This is a genomic window from Nostoc sp. (genome assembly GCF_036916975.1).
Lineage (GTDB): Bacteria > Cyanobacteriota > Cyanobacteriia > Cyanobacteriales > Nostocaceae > Nostoc.
In genome coordinates this window covers 22,248-40,881 of sequence record NZ_JBALFF010000106.1, presented here as the reverse complement: position 1 = coordinate 40,881, position 18,634 = coordinate 22,248, and the positions used below count along the sequence as shown (strand labels likewise).

Below are 18,634 nucleotides of genomic sequence, written 5' to 3'. Positions count from 1 at the left end.
ATCTAAATAATCATGAAATAAAATCCACTATGTTTTATTATATATTGGGCTAATAACTAATCATTCGGCTATTAGCATGATAAGCAAAGCCTAATAGCTATGCGATTAATTCAGACTCAATCAAGGGTTTCTGTGTAAAATTATCAACATAAAAAGATAATTATGAATTGAATTTAGGAGGAAAATAAAATATTATAGAACCTTGATTTAACAAAGATATAAAAGATTTAAATAAGCATTATTTATAAATTTTAAAACACATAAATTTATGACAAAATTAAAAAATAATGATATAATAAGGAGCGATATGTGAAAAAACAACAGGTATTTTGTAAATTGGAATTAATTGTACTTGATGTCTACTATCTTCCCTCAAGCCAACGGCTTAGACGGGTGAGACATCACATGAGGTTGTAAACAAGATGATAGTTTGCAACGAGCCGTGTGGCTCAACCTCTGAATGTTTCTACACCTGGTCAGCGATTTCTTTTTAGATCAGTCCCAATTATTTCTAGTCATTTGTGTGGTAAAAATAATTCGCTAAAGCTGAATAAAAACCATCTTTTTGGAGTAACAGATATCCCAGATGAACCGCGCCAACTAGTTTTTACTCCGAGTCGGCATAGTGCCATAATTAAGGTGTAAATAGCTTGACGTTGTTACTCTTGCAAGATGAGAAAGACCCCAGAGAACTTAAAAGCTTTGTAAATTACTTGCAACACAGTTGACTTTTGGGATTTAAACCGTCGTCAAGCTCGACTTGGTGATATCTCTAATTTTTTGGTTAGATAGTCCAGACAGTTATAGCAACCATAACTAAATCTGCCTGAATACCAGAAAATATGTGAAAATGGTAGTTTGGACTACCACGGATTTCATAGTTATCGCATACTAATATAGTCTGAAGTGAAAACATCGCCTTCAGCCAGGTGTATACTACCTATTTTCAATCCATTAAAAATTGTGTAAACGTGCTATTGAATTGTCTGTAATATGAGTAACGACATAGATCTGATCAAACGTCTTGACCCCAGTGCGATGGATCAGATCATGCTTTATCTGGCTTTTAGTGCCATGCGGACGAGTGGGCACAGGCATGGGGCATTTTTAGACGCAGCTGCAACAGCAGCAAAGTGTGCAATTTACATGACCTATCTAGAGCAGGGGCAAAACCTGCGGATGACAGGGCATTTGCACCACCTAGAGCCGAAACGGGTAAAAATTATTGTAGAAGAAGTCAGACAGGCGCTAACAGAAGGCAAACTGTTAAAGATGCTGGGTTCTCAAGAACCGCGCTATTTAATTCAATTGCCTTATGTCTGGCTAGAAAAGTATCCTTGGCAACCGGGGCGATCGCGCGTTCCTGGTACGAATCTGACAAGTGAAGAAAAAAGACAAATTGAGCAAAAACTGCCAAGTAATTTACCTGATGCCCAGTTAGTTAGCTCCTTTGAGTTTCTGGATTTGATTGAGTTTTTGCACAAGCGATCGCAAGAAGACTTGCCACCCGAACACCAAATGCCTTTGAGTGAAGCCTTGGGTGAGCATATCAAGCGCCGTCTGCTCTACTCAGGAACGGTAACACGCATTGATTCTCCTTGGGGAATGCCCTTCTATGCTCTTACCCGTCCTTTTTATGCCCCCGCAGACGATCAAGAACGCACTTACATCATGGTAGAAGATACCGCTCGGTATTTCCGCATGATGAAAAATTGGGCAGAACGGCGGCGCAATGCCATGCGCCTGCTAGAAGAACTTGATATCCTCCCAGAAAAAATGGAGCAAGCTATGGAAGAATTGGATGAAGTTATCCGTGCCTGGGCAGATAAATATCACCAAGATGGAGGTATTCCAGTAATTTTACAAACAGTTTTTGGTCAAAGAGAAGACTAGTACAATACGGCAAAAATCAAAAGTCAATCTTGAGCCAGTACGCCCTTGCAGTGCCGACTTCTTTGCTCTTAGCCTTAAGTCAGGGTAGCAACTGGCTCTCAACAGTCACCTATGCTTTAATTTTGGGCTTTCTGGCTGTAATAAAATCGTGGTTTATTTGGGTGTCTACTCTACTAGTAGCACTACGCCAAATTCAAAAAGCTTACTTTCTAAGCTTTTCACTGATTTTATCCGTTGCTTAAAAGTAGCGAGATACTTGGTATATTTACAGTGTAACACTGTACTAGTAATTTTAGTACGAAAGTCACCAAATCGCTTGTGACTTTTGTCTTGTAAGTGTTTACTTTGCTTGACATACCTTCTTATCTTAAAAGACCGAGGATTCCTTGACGCTTCATCGAAACTCGCTACTAAGTAGTCTTACATTCTCTCCACGTCCGAAAAGAAGTCTCCCAATGCTTTATGGCGAGTTAGCTTATTGTAGCAAAATCTCGGAAAAAGCCGTCCTTTATGACAGGGTTTTAGACCGATCTCTCTGATAATTTCCAAGCAGAGGGCAATTATGGTTTTATATAGATATTTTTGCTTCTGCAAGTTTATTTGTGGAACAGCTTATCCATCAATTTAAAATTGACAAATCAGTAGGGTGGATATTATAATATTCACCCTACTAATTAACCTGTATTTTCAGTCAATTACAAAGGATTGTAATTAATTCGCCCTACCGAGTTACCTTGGAAGAATCGGTTGCGTTGGAATAATCGGTTGTGTTGGAAGAAACGGTTGCGTTGGAACAACCTGTTGCGTTGGAACACTTGGTTGTGTTGGAAATGGGGTAGTCTCTAAACTTGGACTTGAACCGGCAGGTATTATAGTTGACGGTGTAGACGAAGATGAAGCACCGATAACACTATCATCAGCACTGATACAAGTATCTAACGCCTGTGTAGCGGGAAAGTCGATTTGACTACGCAAGCCAACCACACACTGCCCAAAGCGCACGGGTAACAAACTGCGTCCACAGTAATCTAGAACTGCCGGATTAACTGCTTCTTTGGTACTTAAGCTGACGCCAACTACACAGGTAGCTAACTCCTCAGGACGACGGGCCCTCGCACAAGAATAAAGCGCATCTGTCGCGGCAATTTGGGTTCCCTTCTCAATTTTTACCACGCAAGCAGCCAAATCCCTTGGACGCAGTGCTGCTGCACAACCAAGTGATGCCGCTCCTGCCGTTACACCCACTTTTAGGAGGCGACCCGCACAGACACTATAATCATTGTTGTAGGAAGCAGCGATCGCTGTATTGGGTAAGATCGTTGCCAAGCATCCAGTTATAGCCAAAACTGATACTGTTAAAATCCTGGAGGTGGAACTGGCTTGTTTGTTCTTACCTCTATTAACCGCTTTGTTGCTCATTAACGTTGCCATTCTCCAAACACCCAAAGTTATGCTAACTCAAATATCTTAAAAATCCTCTGTAATTAAAGAATTTCGACAGTAGCAAGGTATAGACATAATTAATTATGCCGGAAATTGTGTTAATATAACTGTTTGAAAGATAAGTAGGCAACGTAAAAAGTATTTCAGAGTAAGAATACTGCGTAAACCAATCTGATGATTGAGTAGCCTATGAAACTAAATAAACACAAAAAACTTATTGGCAGGAGTACGGCGTGACAGGCCGGAATTCAGGCTTGGCAGCTAGTGTGTCGGTATCGACTTAAAGCAACTGGCGAAAAAGTTGATGACTCTACATTGGTATGATACGTCATACCAAAGCAAGCAGCATCAAAGAACCAAGAATCCTCTGATTATTAATCATGGGAATGTCAAAATGGAATGTTTGGGTAAAGTTTAAACAGGATTAGATTAAGGAAACTCATGTCCCGATATAGAGGGCCACGCCTCAGAATTGTCCGCCGCTTGGGCGACTTACCAGGATTAACTCGTAAAAGCGCCAGACGCGCTTACCCACCTGGTATGCATGGTCAGAACCGCAAGAAGCGCTCTGAGTATGCTATCCGTTTAGAAGAAAAGCAAAAGCTCCGCTTCAACTACGGTTTGACTGAAAAGCAATTGCTGCGCTATGTGCGGAAAGCCAGACGTGTTACTGGTTCTACCGGACAAGTACTGCTGCAATTGCTAGAAATGCGCTTGGATAATACCGTTTTCCGCTTGGGTATAGCCCCGACTATCCCAGGAGCTCGTCAACTGGTAAATCACGGTCACGTAACTGTTAACGGTCGTGTGGTGAATATTGCTAGCTATCAATGCCGTCCTGGTGAAGTAATTGCAGTCAGGGATAGGGCCCAATCACGGAAGTTGGTGGAAGCTAACTTACAATATCCCGGTTTGGCAAACCTCCCCAGTCATTTGGAGTTTGACAAAAATAAGTTGGTTGGTAGAGTCAACAGCGTTATTGAGCGAGAATGGGTGGCACTACAAGTTAATGAACTACTTGTGGTGGAATACTACTCACGACAAGCTTAAACAGTTAGGAGTTAGGAGTTATGAGTTATGAGTTGAAAGACGATAATTCCTAACTCCTCACTTTTAACTCATAACTATTTTCATCCACCAATTTGCGACATGGTGCGGGTATATGTACCTGAAATGCCAGAATCGCGCCCTTTATAGTTAATTTCTGGTTTTATACCGAGTAAATGCCTTACCTGCTCTTGTAATTGAGCAGTGCTGACACCAGAACGCAAAGCAGTTTTTAAATCTATTTGACCAGTTTCGTTTAATAAACAGGGACGCAGCCAGCCATCAGCACTAAGGCGCATCCGGTTACAACGATCGCAAAAACATTCCGACATCTGACTAATAAATCCCAGTGTCCCCTTCGCACCAGGAATTTGAAAGACATCAGCAGGTCCTGCACCACAAACTTGTGATTCTGTCAAGCCCCAGCGATCGCGGATTTGTTGCCGTAACTCAACTGAAGATACCCAACCGCGATCGCCAAACAAATGCACATTACCAATCGGCATAAATTCAATAAATCGAACGTGCCACTGTTTGTCAATTGTCAGGGCAGCTAAATCTAGAACTTCGTGGTCATTAACGCCAGGAATCACCACTACATTCAGCTTCAGTGGGTCAAATCCGACCTGATGGGCAGCTTGAATCCCCTGCCAAACTTGTTGCCAACGAGAACGCCCCTGATTACCGATAATTTGATCAAAAATGTCGGGATCAAGAGAGTCCAGACTAATATTAATTCGTCGCAAACCTGCATTGTAGAGGTTTTGTGCCATCGGAGCCAGCAAAAAACCGTTGGTGGTCATTGAGAGGTCTTGAGTTTGGGGAAGAGTTGCGATCGCACTTATCAAATCCACCACACGCGGACGCAATAAGGGTTCACCTCCAGTCAAACGAAACCGATTAAAGCCGACTGGAATAAATACCTCTTTAATTAAAGTGAGTAGTTCCTCATCAGTCAATAGCTGTTGCTTGAGAATATAATCCAGTTCTACTCCCTCTGGCATACAGTATTGACAACGAAAATTGCAGCGATCAATTAAGCTTATGCGGAGGTAGTCTACCTGATTCATCGTTTTATTTTTATTGTCTCTGATAAATTAAAGACTTTACAAAGGTGGTTTACGCCTTCGTACTATATTTGTTGTAACTCAAGATACCGTACTCTCCCTTAAATGAGAGTCCACAGATTGTGGCATAATAAGCCGATCGCATCCACTCGTTAGTCATCAATCGTGCAAGACACCGACTCCATCAACGACCTTGCTGCTGCTTTACTACAGCCAGCAGATATCAGCTTTGAACTGCCCGATCCAGAAGATGAACAGATTCTAGAGTCAGATTTTCAACAGCAGCTAGAAGTAGCTTGGCAAGTATGCGATCGCTTTGATTTGCAAACTGAAATCTGGCGGGGGCGAATTTTACGGGCTATCCGCGACAGAGAAAAAGTCGGTGGTGACGGACGCGGTACTGGCTTTCTGCGATGGCTAAAAGAACGGGAAATCAGCAAAAGTCAAGCATACTCCTGGATTCAACTGGCGAATAGTGCCGATACACTGATCGAAGACGGTAAGCTTGATCCCGCAACTGTGAACAACTTTAGCAAACGAGCATTTGTTGAAACCTCCAAAGCAGTCCCCGAAGTGCAACAGATGGTGAGTGAAGCCGCCCAAAAAGGCGATCGCATCACCAGGCGCGAAGTCCGTCAACTCAGCGATGAATGGACAGCCATGTCCTCAGATTTATTACCCGAAGCAGTCAAAGAAAAAGCCGCAGATAACACCCTTCCTCCACGCTACATTGCCCCACTGGTGAAGGAAATGGAAAAACTGCCAGAATCGCACCAAAAGTTTATCCAGAAGGAAATAGCTGCTAACCCTGATGTCGATACCCTCAAACAGGTAACTACCGAAGCGCGTAATTTAGCCAAATATCTCAAAGGGGCGGCTCAAGTTCAGGCGCTGACGAAAGAAGATGTTGATATTGAAACAGCCTTAGAAGAAGCGCAAAGAGTCGGCTGTTTGAGCATTGCGGCTGATTTGGTAAATCAAGCGTCGCAGATTGAACAAACGATTGCTAAATTGTACATGACTTGGAAACGAATCAGTAATTTAGCAGATCGATTATATGTAGATACAGGTGCAAGTACACCCAACTTGCGATCGCTCCTCACTTGCTTGGAACCTCTGGGTGGTGAAATCATGGAATTGCAACTTAGTGGTACGACTGAACACACTATACGTCTGCAAATTCAGGAGACGAGTTAAGGAGTGGGGAGTTAGGAGTCAAGAATTATTCTCCCCCTGCTCCTTAACTCTTTTCCCTCACTGGGGATAAAGTTTGGGTTTGTGGATCGTTAACAGCTTCTGATGTTTTGAATATCTCAGCGACATTTGTAGGGATCATAACGATCGCAGCAGTAACAACAATTGCCTAGCCGTAGGCATCATGTATGACCGCGAAGTTACGAAAATTAAATCATTTATAATGTATGATTTTTATGAACAGAGCATTTCGAGTTTAATACAAATACAAAAATAGCAATTATTTATTTTGTTACCTAATATCCTAATAATTAGGTAGACCTAATTAAACATATAATAAACCTCACCCTCAATCCCTCTCCTTAGTAAGGAGAGGGAAGCCGGAGGTAGGGTGAGGTTTTATATTTAATTTGACCCACTTACTTAAAATATATTTTTTTTAGTATTATTCCATCCTTTAGTCGAGAGCAAATCCTGATAATTGACGCATTTTTGGAGTATGAAAACCAATCACAATATCTTGTTTATCTATACCCATTTCCATGAGTTCTAAAGCAATATCCGCCTCCGTTGTATTTTGTTGAATCCAAATTTTATTATTTTTGATATCTATGTGCATTATAGGCCCATAAATCCGCTTTTGATTGTTCCATCCAACGCTAATAATTTGATAATGGTCATGTTCTGTATCAAAAATTTGTTCCACTTCTACATCTCCGTAACTAGGCTTAAACTGGAGATATTTAGTTAACAATTGCCTAACTTTTGTCCGATATTCATTTAATTTATCCATTGTTCTATTCCCTCCGTTTCTACATTGTAAATAATCAGTTTTAATTTGTTTTCATTGACTACAGTTTGAATGAAAGACAAGTTAAAGAAATCATTATAAGTTACCAAGGGTACAGCTAAATACAAGGTTCTATTTGGTTCTTCAGCCCGCAACGCTGTGCGATAATTAATAAATTGTCCTAGCGCCATGTGAAATTCGGAAATTTTTGAGGCACTAACAAAATTTTTGATTTCAACTGCTATTTTTTCTCCTGCTTTTTCCGCAGCTATAAGTCGTTCTGCACCTAAATCAATCTGAATATCAACCCCACCACACCGAATATTGAGCGGATCATTTGTAACTACCCAACCCTCTTTCGATAGTCCAGACCTCACAATATTGTGGAATAAATCACGAGCCATAGTTTTACAGCGCAGTCACACTAACCGACTCTTGTGTTGCTTTTAATACTGCTCAACATTTCAATCTAAAGTTTGCTTAAATTATCCGTTTAACTACAAAGGAATACAATACTACAATATAAAATAGCGATCGCTTGTATAAAAGTGATTGCATTAGCGATACTAATTCTTAATTCCCGTCGTAGCTATACCTTGAATAAACTGACGCTGACCAATGAGAAATAATACCATGACTGGAACAGTCGCTATTGTCACTGCCGCCATCATCAACGGCCAATTATTCGTAAATTGCTCTTGAAACTCAGCTAACGCCAGTTGTACCGTCCTTAATTCTGGTCGTGTCGTAAACACCAAAGGTTTAAACAAATCATTCCATTCACCGATGAAGGTGAACAAAAACAGCGTCACCAACGCCGGACGGGCTAAAGGTAACATCACCCGCCACAAAATTTGCAGTCGGTTCGCCCCATCTATGGCTGCGGCTTCCTCTAACTCCACCGGAATTGTCTGGAAATACTGACGTAACAAGAAAATTCCAAACCCGTTGACAGCAGTGGGTAAAATCAGCGCCCAGTATGTATTTATCAGGTGTCCCCACTTCAAAACCAAAAAGATGGGAATCACCAATAACTGAAAGGGAATTACTAAAGTTGCTAAAACTACCAATAGCAGTGCTTGGCGGCCGCGAAACTTCAGCCGTGCTAAGGCGTAACCAGCCAAAGCAGAAGTGACAATCTGAAACGCCGTCACAGCGATCGCTACCAAGGTAGAATTAGCAAACGCCAGTAAAAATTTTCCCTGTTGCCATGCAACGCGGTAATTAGCTAAAGACCAGCTATTTTTAGACAAATTTTCCAGGCTGGTGGCCGTCGGTGCAAAGGAGGTGAGAAAGACCACAAACAGAGGTAGTAGAACGATAAATGCCCCTAGCAGTAAGAGTACTAGGCTGAAAAAATCGCCAGATTTCAGATTCGGGTTTGGTTTAGACATAACTTAAGCTACAAAGCATTTGTTTTGCTAATACTACATCTCCCTCAGCAACAGTTAATCTATAAACATAGTCTACTTGTTAAGTTAAATTAAACCACAGTGATTATTACCCTCAGTTCATGCGGTAAATTGAATCCTGGTGTCAAATAATCTTTCCTTTAGAGGAGTAAACATACCATGCAGCAAGTTACAGACGAATTTAAAGAATTAGATTTCAAGAGCGAAACATACAAAGATGCTTATAGCCGGATTAATGCGATCGTGATTGAAGGGGAACAAGAAGCCCATGAGAATTACATCACATTAGCGCAACTGCTGCCAGAATCTCATGATGAATTGATTCGCCTATCTAAGATGGAAAGTCGCCATAAGAAAGGATTTGAAGCTTGTGGGCGGAATTTGCAAGTAACCCCAGATTTGCAATTTGCTAAGGAATTTTTCTCTGGACTACACCAAAATTTCCAAACAGCCGCAGCAGATGGAAAAGTTGTTACTTGCTTATTGATTCAGTCTTTGATTATTGAATGTTTTGCGATCGCAGCATATAACATTTACATCCCCGTTGCCGACGATTTCGCCCGTAAAATTACTGAAGGAGTCGTCAAAGAAGAATATAGTCACCTCAACTTTGGAGAAGTTTGGTTGAAAGAACACTTTACAGAATCCAAAGCTGAACTTGAACTTGCAAATCGCCATAACCTACCCATAGTCTGGAAAATGCTCAACCAAGTAGAGGGTGATGCCCACACAATGGCAATGGAAAAAGATGCTTTAGTAGAAGACTTTATGATTCAGTACGGTGAAGCATTAAGTAACATCGGTTTTACAACACGCGATATTATGCGCTTGTCAGCCTACGGACTCATAGCCGCTTAAAAAAAGTTAGGAGTCAGGAATGATCAGTGAGAAATTATGAGTTGTACTCCTAACTCCTAACTCCCAACTCCTAACTCTACTAAATTCCACCCTTTCAAGACAGCATAAGCCTAATAATCACTACATGTTTGGTCTAATTGGACATCTGACTAGTTTAGAACACGCTCAATCGGTAGCTCAAGAATTGGGATACCCAGAATATGCCGATCAAGGGCTAGACTTTTGGTGTAGCGCCCCACCCCAAATTGTTGATAGCATTATTGTTACCAGCGTAACTGGGCAACAAATTGAAGGACGGTATGTAGAATCTTGCTTTTTGCCAGAGATGCTAGCTAGTCGCCGCATCAAAGCCGCAACACGCAAAATCCTCAACGCTATGGCCCATGCACAAAAGCACGGCATTAACATCACAGCTTTAGGCGGATTTTCTTCAATTATTTTTGAAAACTTTAAGTTAGAGCAGTTTAGCCAAGTCCGCAACATTAAACTAGAGTTTGAACGCTTCACCACCGGAAACACTCATACTGCCTACATTATTTGTAAGCAGGTGGAAGAAGCGTCTAAACAACTAGGAATTGATTTATCAAAAGCAACTGTTGCTATATGTGGAGCAACTGGGGATATTGGTAGTGCAGTTACACGCTGGCTAGATGCGAAAACAGATGTTCAAGAACTTCTGTTAATAGCCCGCGATCAAGAACGTCTTAAAGAGTTGCAAGGCGAACTGGGGCGGGGGAAAATCATGGGTTTGACAGAAGCACTACCCCTAGCTGATGTTGTAGTTTGGGTTGCTAGTATGCCCAGAGGCGTAGAAATTGAACCCGCCACTTTGAAACAACCCTGTTTGTTGATTGATGGTGGTTATCCAAAAAACTTAGCGACGAAAATTCAGCATCCTGGTGTACACGTCTTAAATGGTGGAATTGTAGAGCATTCCCTGGATATTGACTGGAAAATTATGAAAATCGTCAATATGGACGTTCCAGCCCGCCAGTTGTTTGCTTGTTTTGCCGAATCAATGCTGCTGGAATTTGAGAAGTTATACACGAACTTTTCATGGGGACGGAATCAGATTACCGTAGACAAAATGGAGCAGATTGGTCGGGTATCAGTAAAACATGGATTTAGACCACTGCTGGTTTAACTGTAAGAGTTAGGAGTTAGGAGTTAGTTAGGAGTTAGGAGTTAGGAGTTAGGAGTTAGTTAGGAGTTAGGAGTTAAAAGTTAAAAGTTAGAAGTTAAGAGTTAATAACTTTTATAAGTCCACAACTCATCACTCCTAACTCATCACTCCTAACTCCTCACTCCTAACTCCTCACTCCTAACTCCTCACTCCTAACTCCTAACTCCTCATCCCTCACCCCTCACTCTGAAAAACTTATAACTCGTAATTGATAACCCCTACGATGGCAACTACCGAGCGTAAACCGCTACTGTTAGATTTTGAAAAGCCCTTAGCAGAACTTGCAACCCGAATCGATCAAATTCGGCAACTTGCAGAAGAAAATGGCGTAGATGTTTCTGGTCAAATACGTCAACTAGAAGCACGCGCCATGCAACTGCGTGAGGAAATTTTCAGTAGTCTATCCCCGTCCCAGCGATTGCAAGTCGCTCGTCATCCGCGTCGCCCCAGTACTCTCGATTACATTCAAGCTATTAGTGATGAATGGATGGAATTGCATGGCGATCGCTGTGGTGGTGACGATCCGGCTTTAGTTGGTGGTGTCGGTCGTCTGAGTGGGCAACCTGTGGTGATGTTGGGTCATCAAAAAGGTCGTGATACCAAAGACAATATTGCCCGTAACTTTGGAATGCCTTACCCTGGCGGCTACCGCAAAGCAATGCGGTTGATGGAACACGCCAACAAGTTTAGTATGCCAATACTAACTTTTATCGACACACCAGGAGCTTGGTCTGGGGTAGAAGCAGAACACCAAGGTCAAGGAGAAGCGATCGCCTACAACTTGCGGGAAATGTTCTGCCTAGATGTACCAATTATCTGCACAGTTATTGGTGAAGGCGGTTCCGGTGGCGCACTCGGTATTGGTGTAGGCGATCGCCTACTCATGTTTGAACACTCAGTTTATACCGTCGCCACTCCCGAAGCCTGCGCCGCCATTCTCTGGAAAGATGCTGGTAAGGCTCCCCAAGCAGCCGTTGCTCTAAAAATTATTTCCCACGACCTGAAAAAGTTGGGAATTATCGACCAAATACTGCCTGAACCCACTGGTGGCGCTCATTCCGATCCTTTAAAAGCCGCTACCATTCTCAAGCAAGTGCTATTAGAAAATTTGGACGAACTCAATCGTCTAACCGCTCCAGAACGCCGTCAACTGCGCTATGAAAAATTCCGCAAAATTGGCGTTTTTACAGAAGTTGACCACTAACAGCGCTGCACAATCATTGATTAGCAGAGCCGCAATGCTATAATTGCCTATGTGCTTAAAGATTTTTAACAATCTAGCCATAGGCATTTGCATGTTTGGTAAATCTACTCAATTTGATTGAGTAGCTTTTGTGTTATTAAGTAATTTAATTTTGAGTGTACGGCGTGGCTTTCCTGGCGGTGATTTTTTGTCTTCACTAGTAAAACCCAAAATACGCGCACTATTGCACTGCATTATAGCAGTTACTTAATGAAACTCATCAGATTTTTAGATTCCTTTAATCTATCCAAACCGAGAAGTGTGGATAATTGGGTGGTAATAGGCTTTAAGAACTGGCAAAAAATTGGGAGACACCATGAGTGTTGAGCAAAAACGACGCGCCCTGATTACAGGGGCAAGTAGTGGAATTGGGAAAGCAACTGCTTTAGCCTTTGCCAAAGCAGGAATAGATGTCGCTTTAGTCAGCCGTTCTTTGGATAAATTGGAGGCGGTAAGAGAAGTAGTCGAGCAAACTGGAGTGGAAGCGAAAGCTTACGCTGTAGATTTAGCGCGGATCTTTGAAGTAAAAGAAAAGATCCAAGCGATCGCCCTTGACTTTGGTGATATAGACATTCTGGTAAACAATGCGGGACTTGCTTATACAAGCACCTTAACCGAAACCCCCCTAGAGGACTGGCAGCAGGTAATTGACTTAAATCTTACCAGCGTGTTTAGGTGCATTGTGGGGATTTTGCCTTCAATGCGCGATCGGGGTACAGGCACAATTATCAACGTCGCCTCAATTGCCGCCAAGCAGCCGTTTCCCGGTTGGGGAGCATACAGCGTCAGCAAAGCTGGTTTAATTGCCCTCTCTCAAACCCTGGCACAAGAAGAACGCATCCACGGCATTCGGGTCACAGCTATTTGTCCTGGCGCAGTCAATACCGAACTTTGGGACACAGAAAAAGTCCATGCTAACTTAGACCGTTCCAAAATGTTAACCCCGGAAATTGTCGCTCAGTCAATTCTCTACACAGTTCTCTTACCACAAGAGGCAGTTATTGATGAATTGACCCTGATGCCCAGCGCCGGCTCACTTTAATTGCGAAGTTAGGAGTTAGGAGTTAGGAATTAGAATTTTTAACTCATAAACTCATAACTCATAACTCATAATTCCTAACTAAATTCAAACCATAACCAAGACTTAATCATGACTATTGCTTCCAACGGTTCCAATTCCTCTCAATCGCCTTTGATTCCCGATTTGGCAGAAGCCATAACTCCTAGACCCGATCGCAACACCCACAACGGACGACAAGCCGATGTGTCCGCGCCAAAGGAGGAACATCTGGAGGAAATGAAGAACGCCGTGCGGACACTAATATTGGGAGTTGGCGAAGACCCCGAACGCGAAGGACTCCTCAAAACACCCAAGCGAGTGGCCGAGGCAATGCGATTTCTTACCAGTGGCTACACCCAATCCCTTGAAGAACTCGTTAACGATGCCATCTTTGATGAAGGGCATAGCGAGATGGTACTAGTTAGAGATATTAATTTCTTTAGTCTGTGCGAACACCACATGCTGCCATTTATGGGTAGAGCGCACGTTGCTTATATCCCCAACCAAAAAGTTGTGGGACTGAGTAAACTAGCCCGCATTGTTGAGATGTATTCCCGTCGCTTACAAGTACAAGAGAGACTAACCCGCCAAATTGCCGAAGCAATCCAGACTATTCTGGAACCTCAAGGGGTAGCCGTTGTGATGGAAGCTAGCCACATGTGTATGGTGATGCGGGGTGTCCAGAAACCAGGTTCTTGGACTGTCACTAGCGCAATGGTTGGTGCATTCCAAGAGGATCACAAAACCCGCGAAGAATTTTTTAGCTTAATTCGCCATCAAGCAGCATTCTTTTAAGGAATGGAGGAGATGAGGGAGATGAGGGAGATGACGGAGATGAGGGGAATAATAACTCTTTGTTTGCTTTCCCTTTCGTGATTTTCCGCTACTCCCTACTCCCGTTCGGCTAGGCTCAGGGCAAGCCTACTCCCTGCTCCCCAATTTCCCAAACAACTGGGCTACTTTATCTAAATTTTTGTCTCCAGGTGCGCGTTCTACACCACTAGATAAATCAACGCCACTGGGATTAACCTGACTTAAAGCTTCGATAATATTATCTGCTGTTAGTCCCCCAGCTAAAAACCAAGGGCAATTGGGGCTAAATTCCTCTAGCATTGTCCAATCTAAGGTTTTGCCTGTACCACCAAGTTGTTCGGGATGGTAAGCATCAAGTAGTAAAGTATCTACGTAGTTTATGTAATTAGCTGCTGTGTCAAGATGCTCAAGACTGCGAACTCTCAGTGCTTTAATAATTTCGATATTGGGTAAGACTTGACGTAATTGGTAGCAAAAATCTGGTAATTCATCTCCGTGTAACTGGACACCAGTCAAACCAGAATCAACAACTATCTGACTGATTTCGGGGATACTAGCGTTGGCAAAAACACCAATTGTGTCAATATGAGCCGGAAGTTCTGCTACTGCTGCCCGAATTTGGGATGTAGTCACGTAGCGAGGTGAGGTTGGCACACAAATAAATCCTAGTGCCGTTGCGCCCAGAGAGGCGATCGCTATAGACTGCTGTGGTTGAGTGATGCCGCAAATTTTAACGCGCATGAAAATCCAACAAATTTTAAACAATTATCAAGAAAGTCTAAACTATCCGAAAAACTTTTGTGCCTTGGTAATTTTATAATTTTGTAGGTCTACATTTTAGGAGACAAAAGCTTGATTTCATCTATTTTACTAGCAGCATCCGCAACTGTTCCCGCAACACCTGCGTGGAATCCTACAGTAGGCATCATCATCAGCATCAGCAGCTTAGTAATGGTTTTACTAAGTACTAGGATCGAAAAACCCCTAGTTGGCCCCAAGTTTCCCATCCTGCCGATTAGTATTCCAACATTCGTTGCAGCGATGGCTTTTGGTCATATTGTTGGCGTTGGTATCGTTTTAGGGCTGACTAACATCGGTCGTCTATAGTTTTGCGATGAGAGAGGCGTTACTTATAGCGGTTCAAATTTACATGCGGTACAACATTACATCACTAGGTCTAGGGGTACGGCAGTGCCGTACCCCTACGGGTGTACCTCCGGTAAACGAGAACCGTTATATAACGCCGCAATCAATATCAAAACTCCTAAAAACGATTTTGGTTCTTTCTCCAGCAAAATAACTCATCAGCATTAGCCAGTCAGCCTCCGTGTAGTCACTCTAACTGAGGGGGGAGGTACTAACCTTCCTCTTGAGAGACGATTCCAACTACTTCATCAGCGGAGGAATATGGCTTTAGAAACGGGATTAATCCCCTCTGTAAGGCTTATGTAAGTTAATTTATGCAGGAGAAAGAACCATGATGTCATCAAGGTCAAACCAATTCTCAATTCGCAATTCGCAATTCGCAATTAATGCCCCAGGATTTATCCGGTAGCTCTGAACCAAGCAAAGTTTAAAATTTATCTATCCATAAATGAATTTAGTTGCTCTGTACCATCAAGGAATAATTGGTCAATTTTTCCATCAAACACACTCAAGATGATGGGCAGGAGAGTAAGGAAGAAATAACCTATGCCCGATGCCCAATGCCCAATTCCCCACTTCAGAGCTTTGCTCACAGGCATTAATTGTCTATTCTAGAAATAAGAGCATTTCGTAACTCGGCACTATTGAATTGATGCTCGGAAATATATGTATAAATATATACCCAAATATTGCAGTATAAAAATTACTGGCGATATCTAGTTTTAGGACAATGTAATGCAAACAAATTGGAAAATTGGGTCTTTATTTGGAATTCCCCTGTTTTTAGACCCGTTATGGTTTGTAATTTTAGGGTTGGCAACTCTTAACTTTGGGGTAGCTTATCAGGAATGGGGGACTATTATAGCTTGGAGTGCTGGAATAGTTATGGCACTGTTGCTATTTGGTTCAGTGTTGCTACATGAGTTGGGTCACAGCTTGGTAGCCCGATCGCAAGGTATTAAAGTTAATTCAATCACCCTATTTCTGTTTGGCGGGATTGCTGCTATTGAAGAAGAATCTAAAACTCCTCTCAAAGCTTTTCAAGTAGCCATCGCTGGCCCTAGTGTGAGTATCATACTATTTTTCCTGCTCCGACTGGGAGCTATTGTGATACCCGATACTAGTCCCCTCAGTGTCATGGTTGGAGATTTAGCGAGAATTAACTTGGTAGTGGCTTTATTTAACCTGATTCCAGGCTTACCTCTAGATGGAGGGCAAGTGTTAAAAGCAGCACTATGGCAAATAACAGGTAATCGTTTTCAAGCCGTACACTGGGCTGCAAGGGCTGGGCAAATATTGGGTTATGGTGCGATCGCTTTAGGCTTTGTTGTAGATTTTATAACTAGAGAATTAGTACTTGGTTTGTGGATTGCGCTATTAGGTTGGTTTGCTGTCCGCAACGCCAGCAGTTATGACAACGTGACTACATTGCAAGAAAGCCTACTCAAAGTCGTGGCGGCTGATGCGATGACTCGTGACTTTCGGGTAATTGATGCCGATCAGACATTGCGATCGTTTGCCGATTTATACCTATTAGAAACCACTCCCTCACAGATTTATTTTGCTGCATCTGATGGACGTTACCGGGGTCTAGTTTCCATTGACGATTTTCGTTTAACCCAAAGGAGTGAATGGGAAACCCAAACCTTACATAGCATTGTGCATCCCCTGACAGAAATACCCACTGTTGCTGAAACAACAACGATAGCTGAGGTAATTAACAAGCTGGAAAATGAGCAGTTACCCCGAATTACCGTACTTTCTCCGGCTGGTGCTGTCGCTGGTGTAATTGACCGGGGAGATATTGTCAGGGCGTTGGGACAAAAGTTAAATTTGCGGGTAGCAGATGCTGAAATTAAACGGATCAAGGAAGAAGGAAGTTATTCGCCTGGGTTGCAACTAGCAGCACTAGCAAAGTCAATTACAAATTAAACGTCATATCCTTGTCATAGTTTTGCAATAGATTTGTCAAAACCGTATGTGATAGTTAATTTGGTATTTGGTTACAAAATGCTTTTTTTGGGTAAAAGGTAGGAAATCGTTCCTACCTTTTTTATTTTTTAAACTTGAGTTTGACTTAAGAAAATGTCCCAAAGCATCAGCAGGGAAAGTTTTGGAAGTGCGATCGTTTTCCCTAGCTCCCCGACTTCTCTAAGAAGTTGGGGATCTAAGTGATATGTAATGTATTGAAAAATGCGAGATTACATTCAGTATGACCTGACCACTGTTATTCAGGGTAGAATCCAATTCTTGCACCATTATTAAAAGGGGCTAAGTAGTAGTTTTTATTTGCGGGAATAGAGTAACTAGCGCCTTGATATCCATCAGATAGATTGTCGTCAAAAGATACAACAGGATTGCATAGAATGTACCTCCAAAATCGCCTCCAGATGTAAGTTGAGTTGTAAACAAAACATCCTTAAAGTTAGCGTTTGCCGAAGGCGGACAGGGTACGCCTTCGCTTCCATCGGGCGGGACGCCAACGCACCACGGCATGAGGCAAATAGTCATTGCTACATCTTGTATTCTGTAAAACTATTTATGTAATATTACGGCTATCAAGTCGCTTTTTAACCTTTCCCTACTTAAAGTTTCATCTTCATCTTCTGTTATATTTTGTACTTTTTATTTGCCTTTTAGGGGTTTGTTCGGTTAGGTAGGTGCAAGATGTGAGTTGGGTTAGTATGACCGTGGGGTGTCAAATCGAGAACATTAGAGGATCAGTGCAGAATGTCTAAACTTAAACGAAATCTTCTTGCGATCAGCCTGGTTTTGCTAAACGGAGGGGCAACCGCAGAAAAGGTGCAGTCTCAGACAGCCGTGGACGCTGTAACATCAAAGGAATTGACCGCGATCGCTGAGGCTGCCGTTACTTCCGAGACTGAGGTTAAGGTGACCGGAGATGTCGATGCTGCTCTTAAAAAGACGCCGTTAGCCCCACAGTATGAAGCAGCAGTTCAAAATAAACTCACAAAGAATAAAGACGTTCGCGCGTTTTTAGTCAATCGCGGCGAGGGCTACACGGGCGTAAACACAAAGTTGCAAGTGCAGAATGTCCAGGTCAACGGAAATACCGCGACCGTAGACGCCACTGAGCGCACTGAATACGGACTCCGAGATCCTGAGATGATCAAAGAGAACAAGAAGTACGAATACAATCTTCCACACCGCTTCACCTTTACGTTACAAAACGGTCAATGGATGTTGGCTTCAGACAAGGTGCTTCAAGGCCCGGATGCCGAACCTGACCCCTAACTACTACTAACATCAATGGCGGTTCTTCACCCATAAAGTTAATCTCACCCATACCAGTAGAAGGAATTTCAGCAGCTTTGATTGGACGGGCAAAGATTGTTTCAGGTGTGCCACTTAGTATATTAAATTGGGAAGAGTGAGCAAGGGTATAGTTAACAGCAGCTTGCTTAATCTCCTTTTCCGAAGCTGACGTTAGCGGACGTTTTTGAAACATAGTCAACCGATTGATT

The 18,634-nt window shown here is 42.5% G+C and carries 21 protein-coding genes; 12 read left to right on the top strand and 9 right to left on the bottom strand.

Going from position 1 to position 18,634, the window contains the following annotated elements:
* Positions 1–993 precede the first annotated feature (993 nt).
* The gene (hetR, locus tag V7K73_RS25875; protein ID WP_334884332.1) at positions 994–1,893 is read left to right on the top strand and encodes a heterocyst differentiation master regulator HetR; all 900 of its coding nucleotides are present in this window, start codon (positions 994–996) and stop codon (positions 1,891–1,893) included.
* Between the two features lie 29 nt (positions 1,894–1,922).
* Positions 1,923–2,135 (top strand): hypothetical protein, encoded by a 213-nt coding sequence (locus V7K73_RS25870; RefSeq protein WP_334884330.1) that lies wholly within the window; start codon positions 1,923–1,925, stop codon positions 2,133–2,135.
* 487 nt (positions 2,136–2,622) lie between these two features.
* Here the strand turns inward: V7K73_RS25870 and V7K73_RS25865 are convergent, their stop codons facing one another.
* A complete protein-coding gene (locus V7K73_RS25865; RefSeq protein ID WP_334884328.1) occupies positions 2,623–3,312 on the bottom strand; it encodes a hypothetical protein in 690 nt (229 codons plus the stop codon).
* A 465-nt stretch (positions 3,313–3,777) separates the two neighbouring features.
* On the opposite strand from V7K73_RS25865, the gene rpsD reads away from it, so the two are divergent.
* Complete coding sequence (rpsD, locus tag V7K73_RS25860; RefSeq protein ID WP_334858756.1) at positions 3,778–4,386, top strand: 30S ribosomal protein S4; 609 nt, start codon at positions 3,778–3,780, stop codon at positions 4,384–4,386.
* 80 nt (positions 4,387–4,466) lie between these two features.
* Here the strand turns inward: rpsD and moaA are convergent, their stop codons facing one another.
* Positions 4,467–5,453, bottom strand: a complete 987-nt coding sequence (moaA, locus tag V7K73_RS25855) for a GTP 3',8-cyclase MoaA (protein WP_334884326.1) — start codon at positions 5,451–5,453, stop codon at positions 4,467–4,469.
* 162 nt (positions 5,454–5,615) lie between these two features.
* On the opposite strand from moaA, the gene V7K73_RS25850 reads away from it, so the two are divergent.
* Positions 5,616–6,647, top strand: coding sequence for a hypothetical protein (locus tag V7K73_RS25850; protein ID WP_334884324.1), 1,032 nt, complete (start codon positions 5,616–5,618; stop codon positions 6,645–6,647).
* Between the two features lie 454 nt (positions 6,648–7,101).
* Here V7K73_RS25850 and V7K73_RS25845 read toward each other — a convergent pair whose 3' ends face one another.
* The 3 genes from V7K73_RS25845 to V7K73_RS25835 form a co-directional block, all read right to left on the bottom strand.
* Positions 7,102–7,437 carry a XisI protein gene (locus V7K73_RS25845; RefSeq protein ID WP_334884322.1) on the bottom strand — a complete coding sequence of 112 codons (336 nt, stop codon included), beginning with the start codon at positions 7,435–7,437 and terminating at the stop codon, positions 7,102–7,104.
* A complete protein-coding gene (locus V7K73_RS25840; RefSeq protein WP_334884320.1) occupies positions 7,425–7,838 on the bottom strand; it encodes an element excision factor XisH family protein in 414 nt (137 codons plus the stop codon). The genes V7K73_RS25845 and V7K73_RS25840 overlap by 13 nt, the downstream gene beginning before the upstream one ends.
* A gap of 162 nt (positions 7,839–8,000) precedes the next feature.
* A complete protein-coding gene (locus tag V7K73_RS25835; RefSeq protein WP_334884319.1) occupies positions 8,001–8,828 on the bottom strand; it encodes a carbohydrate ABC transporter permease in 828 nt (275 codons plus the stop codon).
* A gap of 177 nt (positions 8,829–9,005) precedes the next feature.
* Here V7K73_RS25835 and V7K73_RS25830 point away from each other — a divergent pair, with 177 nt between their 5' ends.
* The 5 genes from V7K73_RS25830 to folE all read left to right on the top strand — a co-directional run bounded on the left by V7K73_RS25830 (position 9,006) and on the right by folE (position 13,985).
* Positions 9,006–9,704: an aldehyde oxygenase (deformylating) gene (locus V7K73_RS25830; RefSeq protein ID WP_334884317.1), complete on the top strand. Its 699-nt coding sequence runs from the start codon at positions 9,006–9,008 to the stop codon at positions 9,702–9,704.
* A gap of 124 nt (positions 9,705–9,828) precedes the next feature.
* Positions 9,829–10,848 carry a long-chain acyl-[acyl-carrier-protein] reductase gene (locus V7K73_RS25825; RefSeq protein ID WP_334884315.1) on the top strand — a complete coding sequence of 340 codons (1,020 nt, stop codon included), beginning with the start codon at positions 9,829–9,831 and terminating at the stop codon, positions 10,846–10,848.
* A 262-nt stretch (positions 10,849–11,110) separates the two neighbouring features.
* Positions 11,111–12,091, top strand: a complete 981-nt coding sequence (locus V7K73_RS25820) for an acetyl-CoA carboxylase carboxyltransferase subunit alpha (RefSeq protein WP_334884312.1) — start codon at positions 11,111–11,113, stop codon at positions 12,089–12,091.
* Positions 12,092–12,446: 355 nt separating this feature from the next.
* Positions 12,447–13,172 carry an SDR family oxidoreductase gene (locus V7K73_RS25815; RefSeq protein WP_334884311.1) on the top strand — a complete coding sequence of 242 codons (726 nt, stop codon included), beginning with the start codon at positions 12,447–12,449 and terminating at the stop codon, positions 13,170–13,172.
* Between the two features lie 108 nt (positions 13,173–13,280).
* Positions 13,281–13,985 carry a GTP cyclohydrolase I FolE gene (gene folE / locus V7K73_RS25810; protein ID WP_334884309.1) on the top strand — a complete coding sequence of 235 codons (705 nt, stop codon included), beginning with the start codon at positions 13,281–13,283 and terminating at the stop codon, positions 13,983–13,985.
* A 126-nt stretch (positions 13,986–14,111) separates the two neighbouring features.
* Here folE and V7K73_RS25805 read toward each other — a convergent pair whose 3' ends face one another.
* The gene (locus tag V7K73_RS25805) at positions 14,112–14,744 is read right to left on the bottom strand and encodes a phosphoribosylanthranilate isomerase (protein ID WP_334884307.1); all 633 of its coding nucleotides are present in this window, start codon (positions 14,742–14,744) and stop codon (positions 14,112–14,114) included.
* A 111-nt stretch (positions 14,745–14,855) separates the two neighbouring features.
* On the opposite strand from V7K73_RS25805, the gene psaK reads away from it, so the two are divergent.
* Positions 14,856–15,110, top strand: coding sequence for a photosystem I reaction center subunit PsaK (psaK, locus tag V7K73_RS25800; protein WP_334884305.1), 255 nt, complete (start codon positions 14,856–14,858; stop codon positions 15,108–15,110).
* A 473-nt stretch (positions 15,111–15,583) separates the two neighbouring features.
* Here psaK and V7K73_RS25795 read toward each other — a convergent pair whose 3' ends face one another.
* A complete protein-coding gene (locus V7K73_RS25795; RefSeq protein WP_334884303.1) occupies positions 15,584–15,748 on the bottom strand; it encodes a hypothetical protein in 165 nt (54 codons plus the stop codon).
* A gap of 136 nt (positions 15,749–15,884) precedes the next feature.
* Between V7K73_RS25795 and V7K73_RS25790 the strand changes: the two genes are divergently transcribed.
* A complete protein-coding gene (locus tag V7K73_RS25790) occupies positions 15,885–17,081 on the top strand; it encodes a site-2 protease family protein (protein ID WP_334884301.1) in 1,197 nt (398 codons plus the stop codon).
* A 339-nt stretch (positions 17,082–17,420) separates the two neighbouring features.
* Here the strand turns inward: V7K73_RS25790 and V7K73_RS25785 are convergent, their stop codons facing one another.
* Positions 17,421–17,660 (bottom strand): hypothetical protein, encoded by a 240-nt coding sequence (locus V7K73_RS25785; RefSeq protein ID WP_334884299.1) that lies wholly within the window; start codon positions 17,658–17,660, stop codon positions 17,421–17,423.
* Between the two features lie 219 nt (positions 17,661–17,879).
* On the opposite strand from V7K73_RS25785, the gene V7K73_RS25780 reads away from it, so the two are divergent.
* Positions 17,880–18,404 carry an IMS domain-containing protein gene (locus V7K73_RS25780; RefSeq protein WP_334884297.1) on the top strand — a complete coding sequence of 175 codons (525 nt, stop codon included), beginning with the start codon at positions 17,880–17,882 and terminating at the stop codon, positions 18,402–18,404.
* On the opposite strand, the gene V7K73_RS25775 is transcribed toward V7K73_RS25780, so the two are convergent.
* Positions 18,328–18,618 carry a hypothetical protein gene (locus V7K73_RS25775; protein ID WP_334884295.1) on the bottom strand — a complete coding sequence of 97 codons (291 nt, stop codon included), beginning with the start codon at positions 18,616–18,618 and terminating at the stop codon, positions 18,328–18,330. The genes V7K73_RS25780 and V7K73_RS25775 overlap by 77 nt on opposite strands.
* Positions 18,619–18,634: the final 16 nt, after the last annotated feature.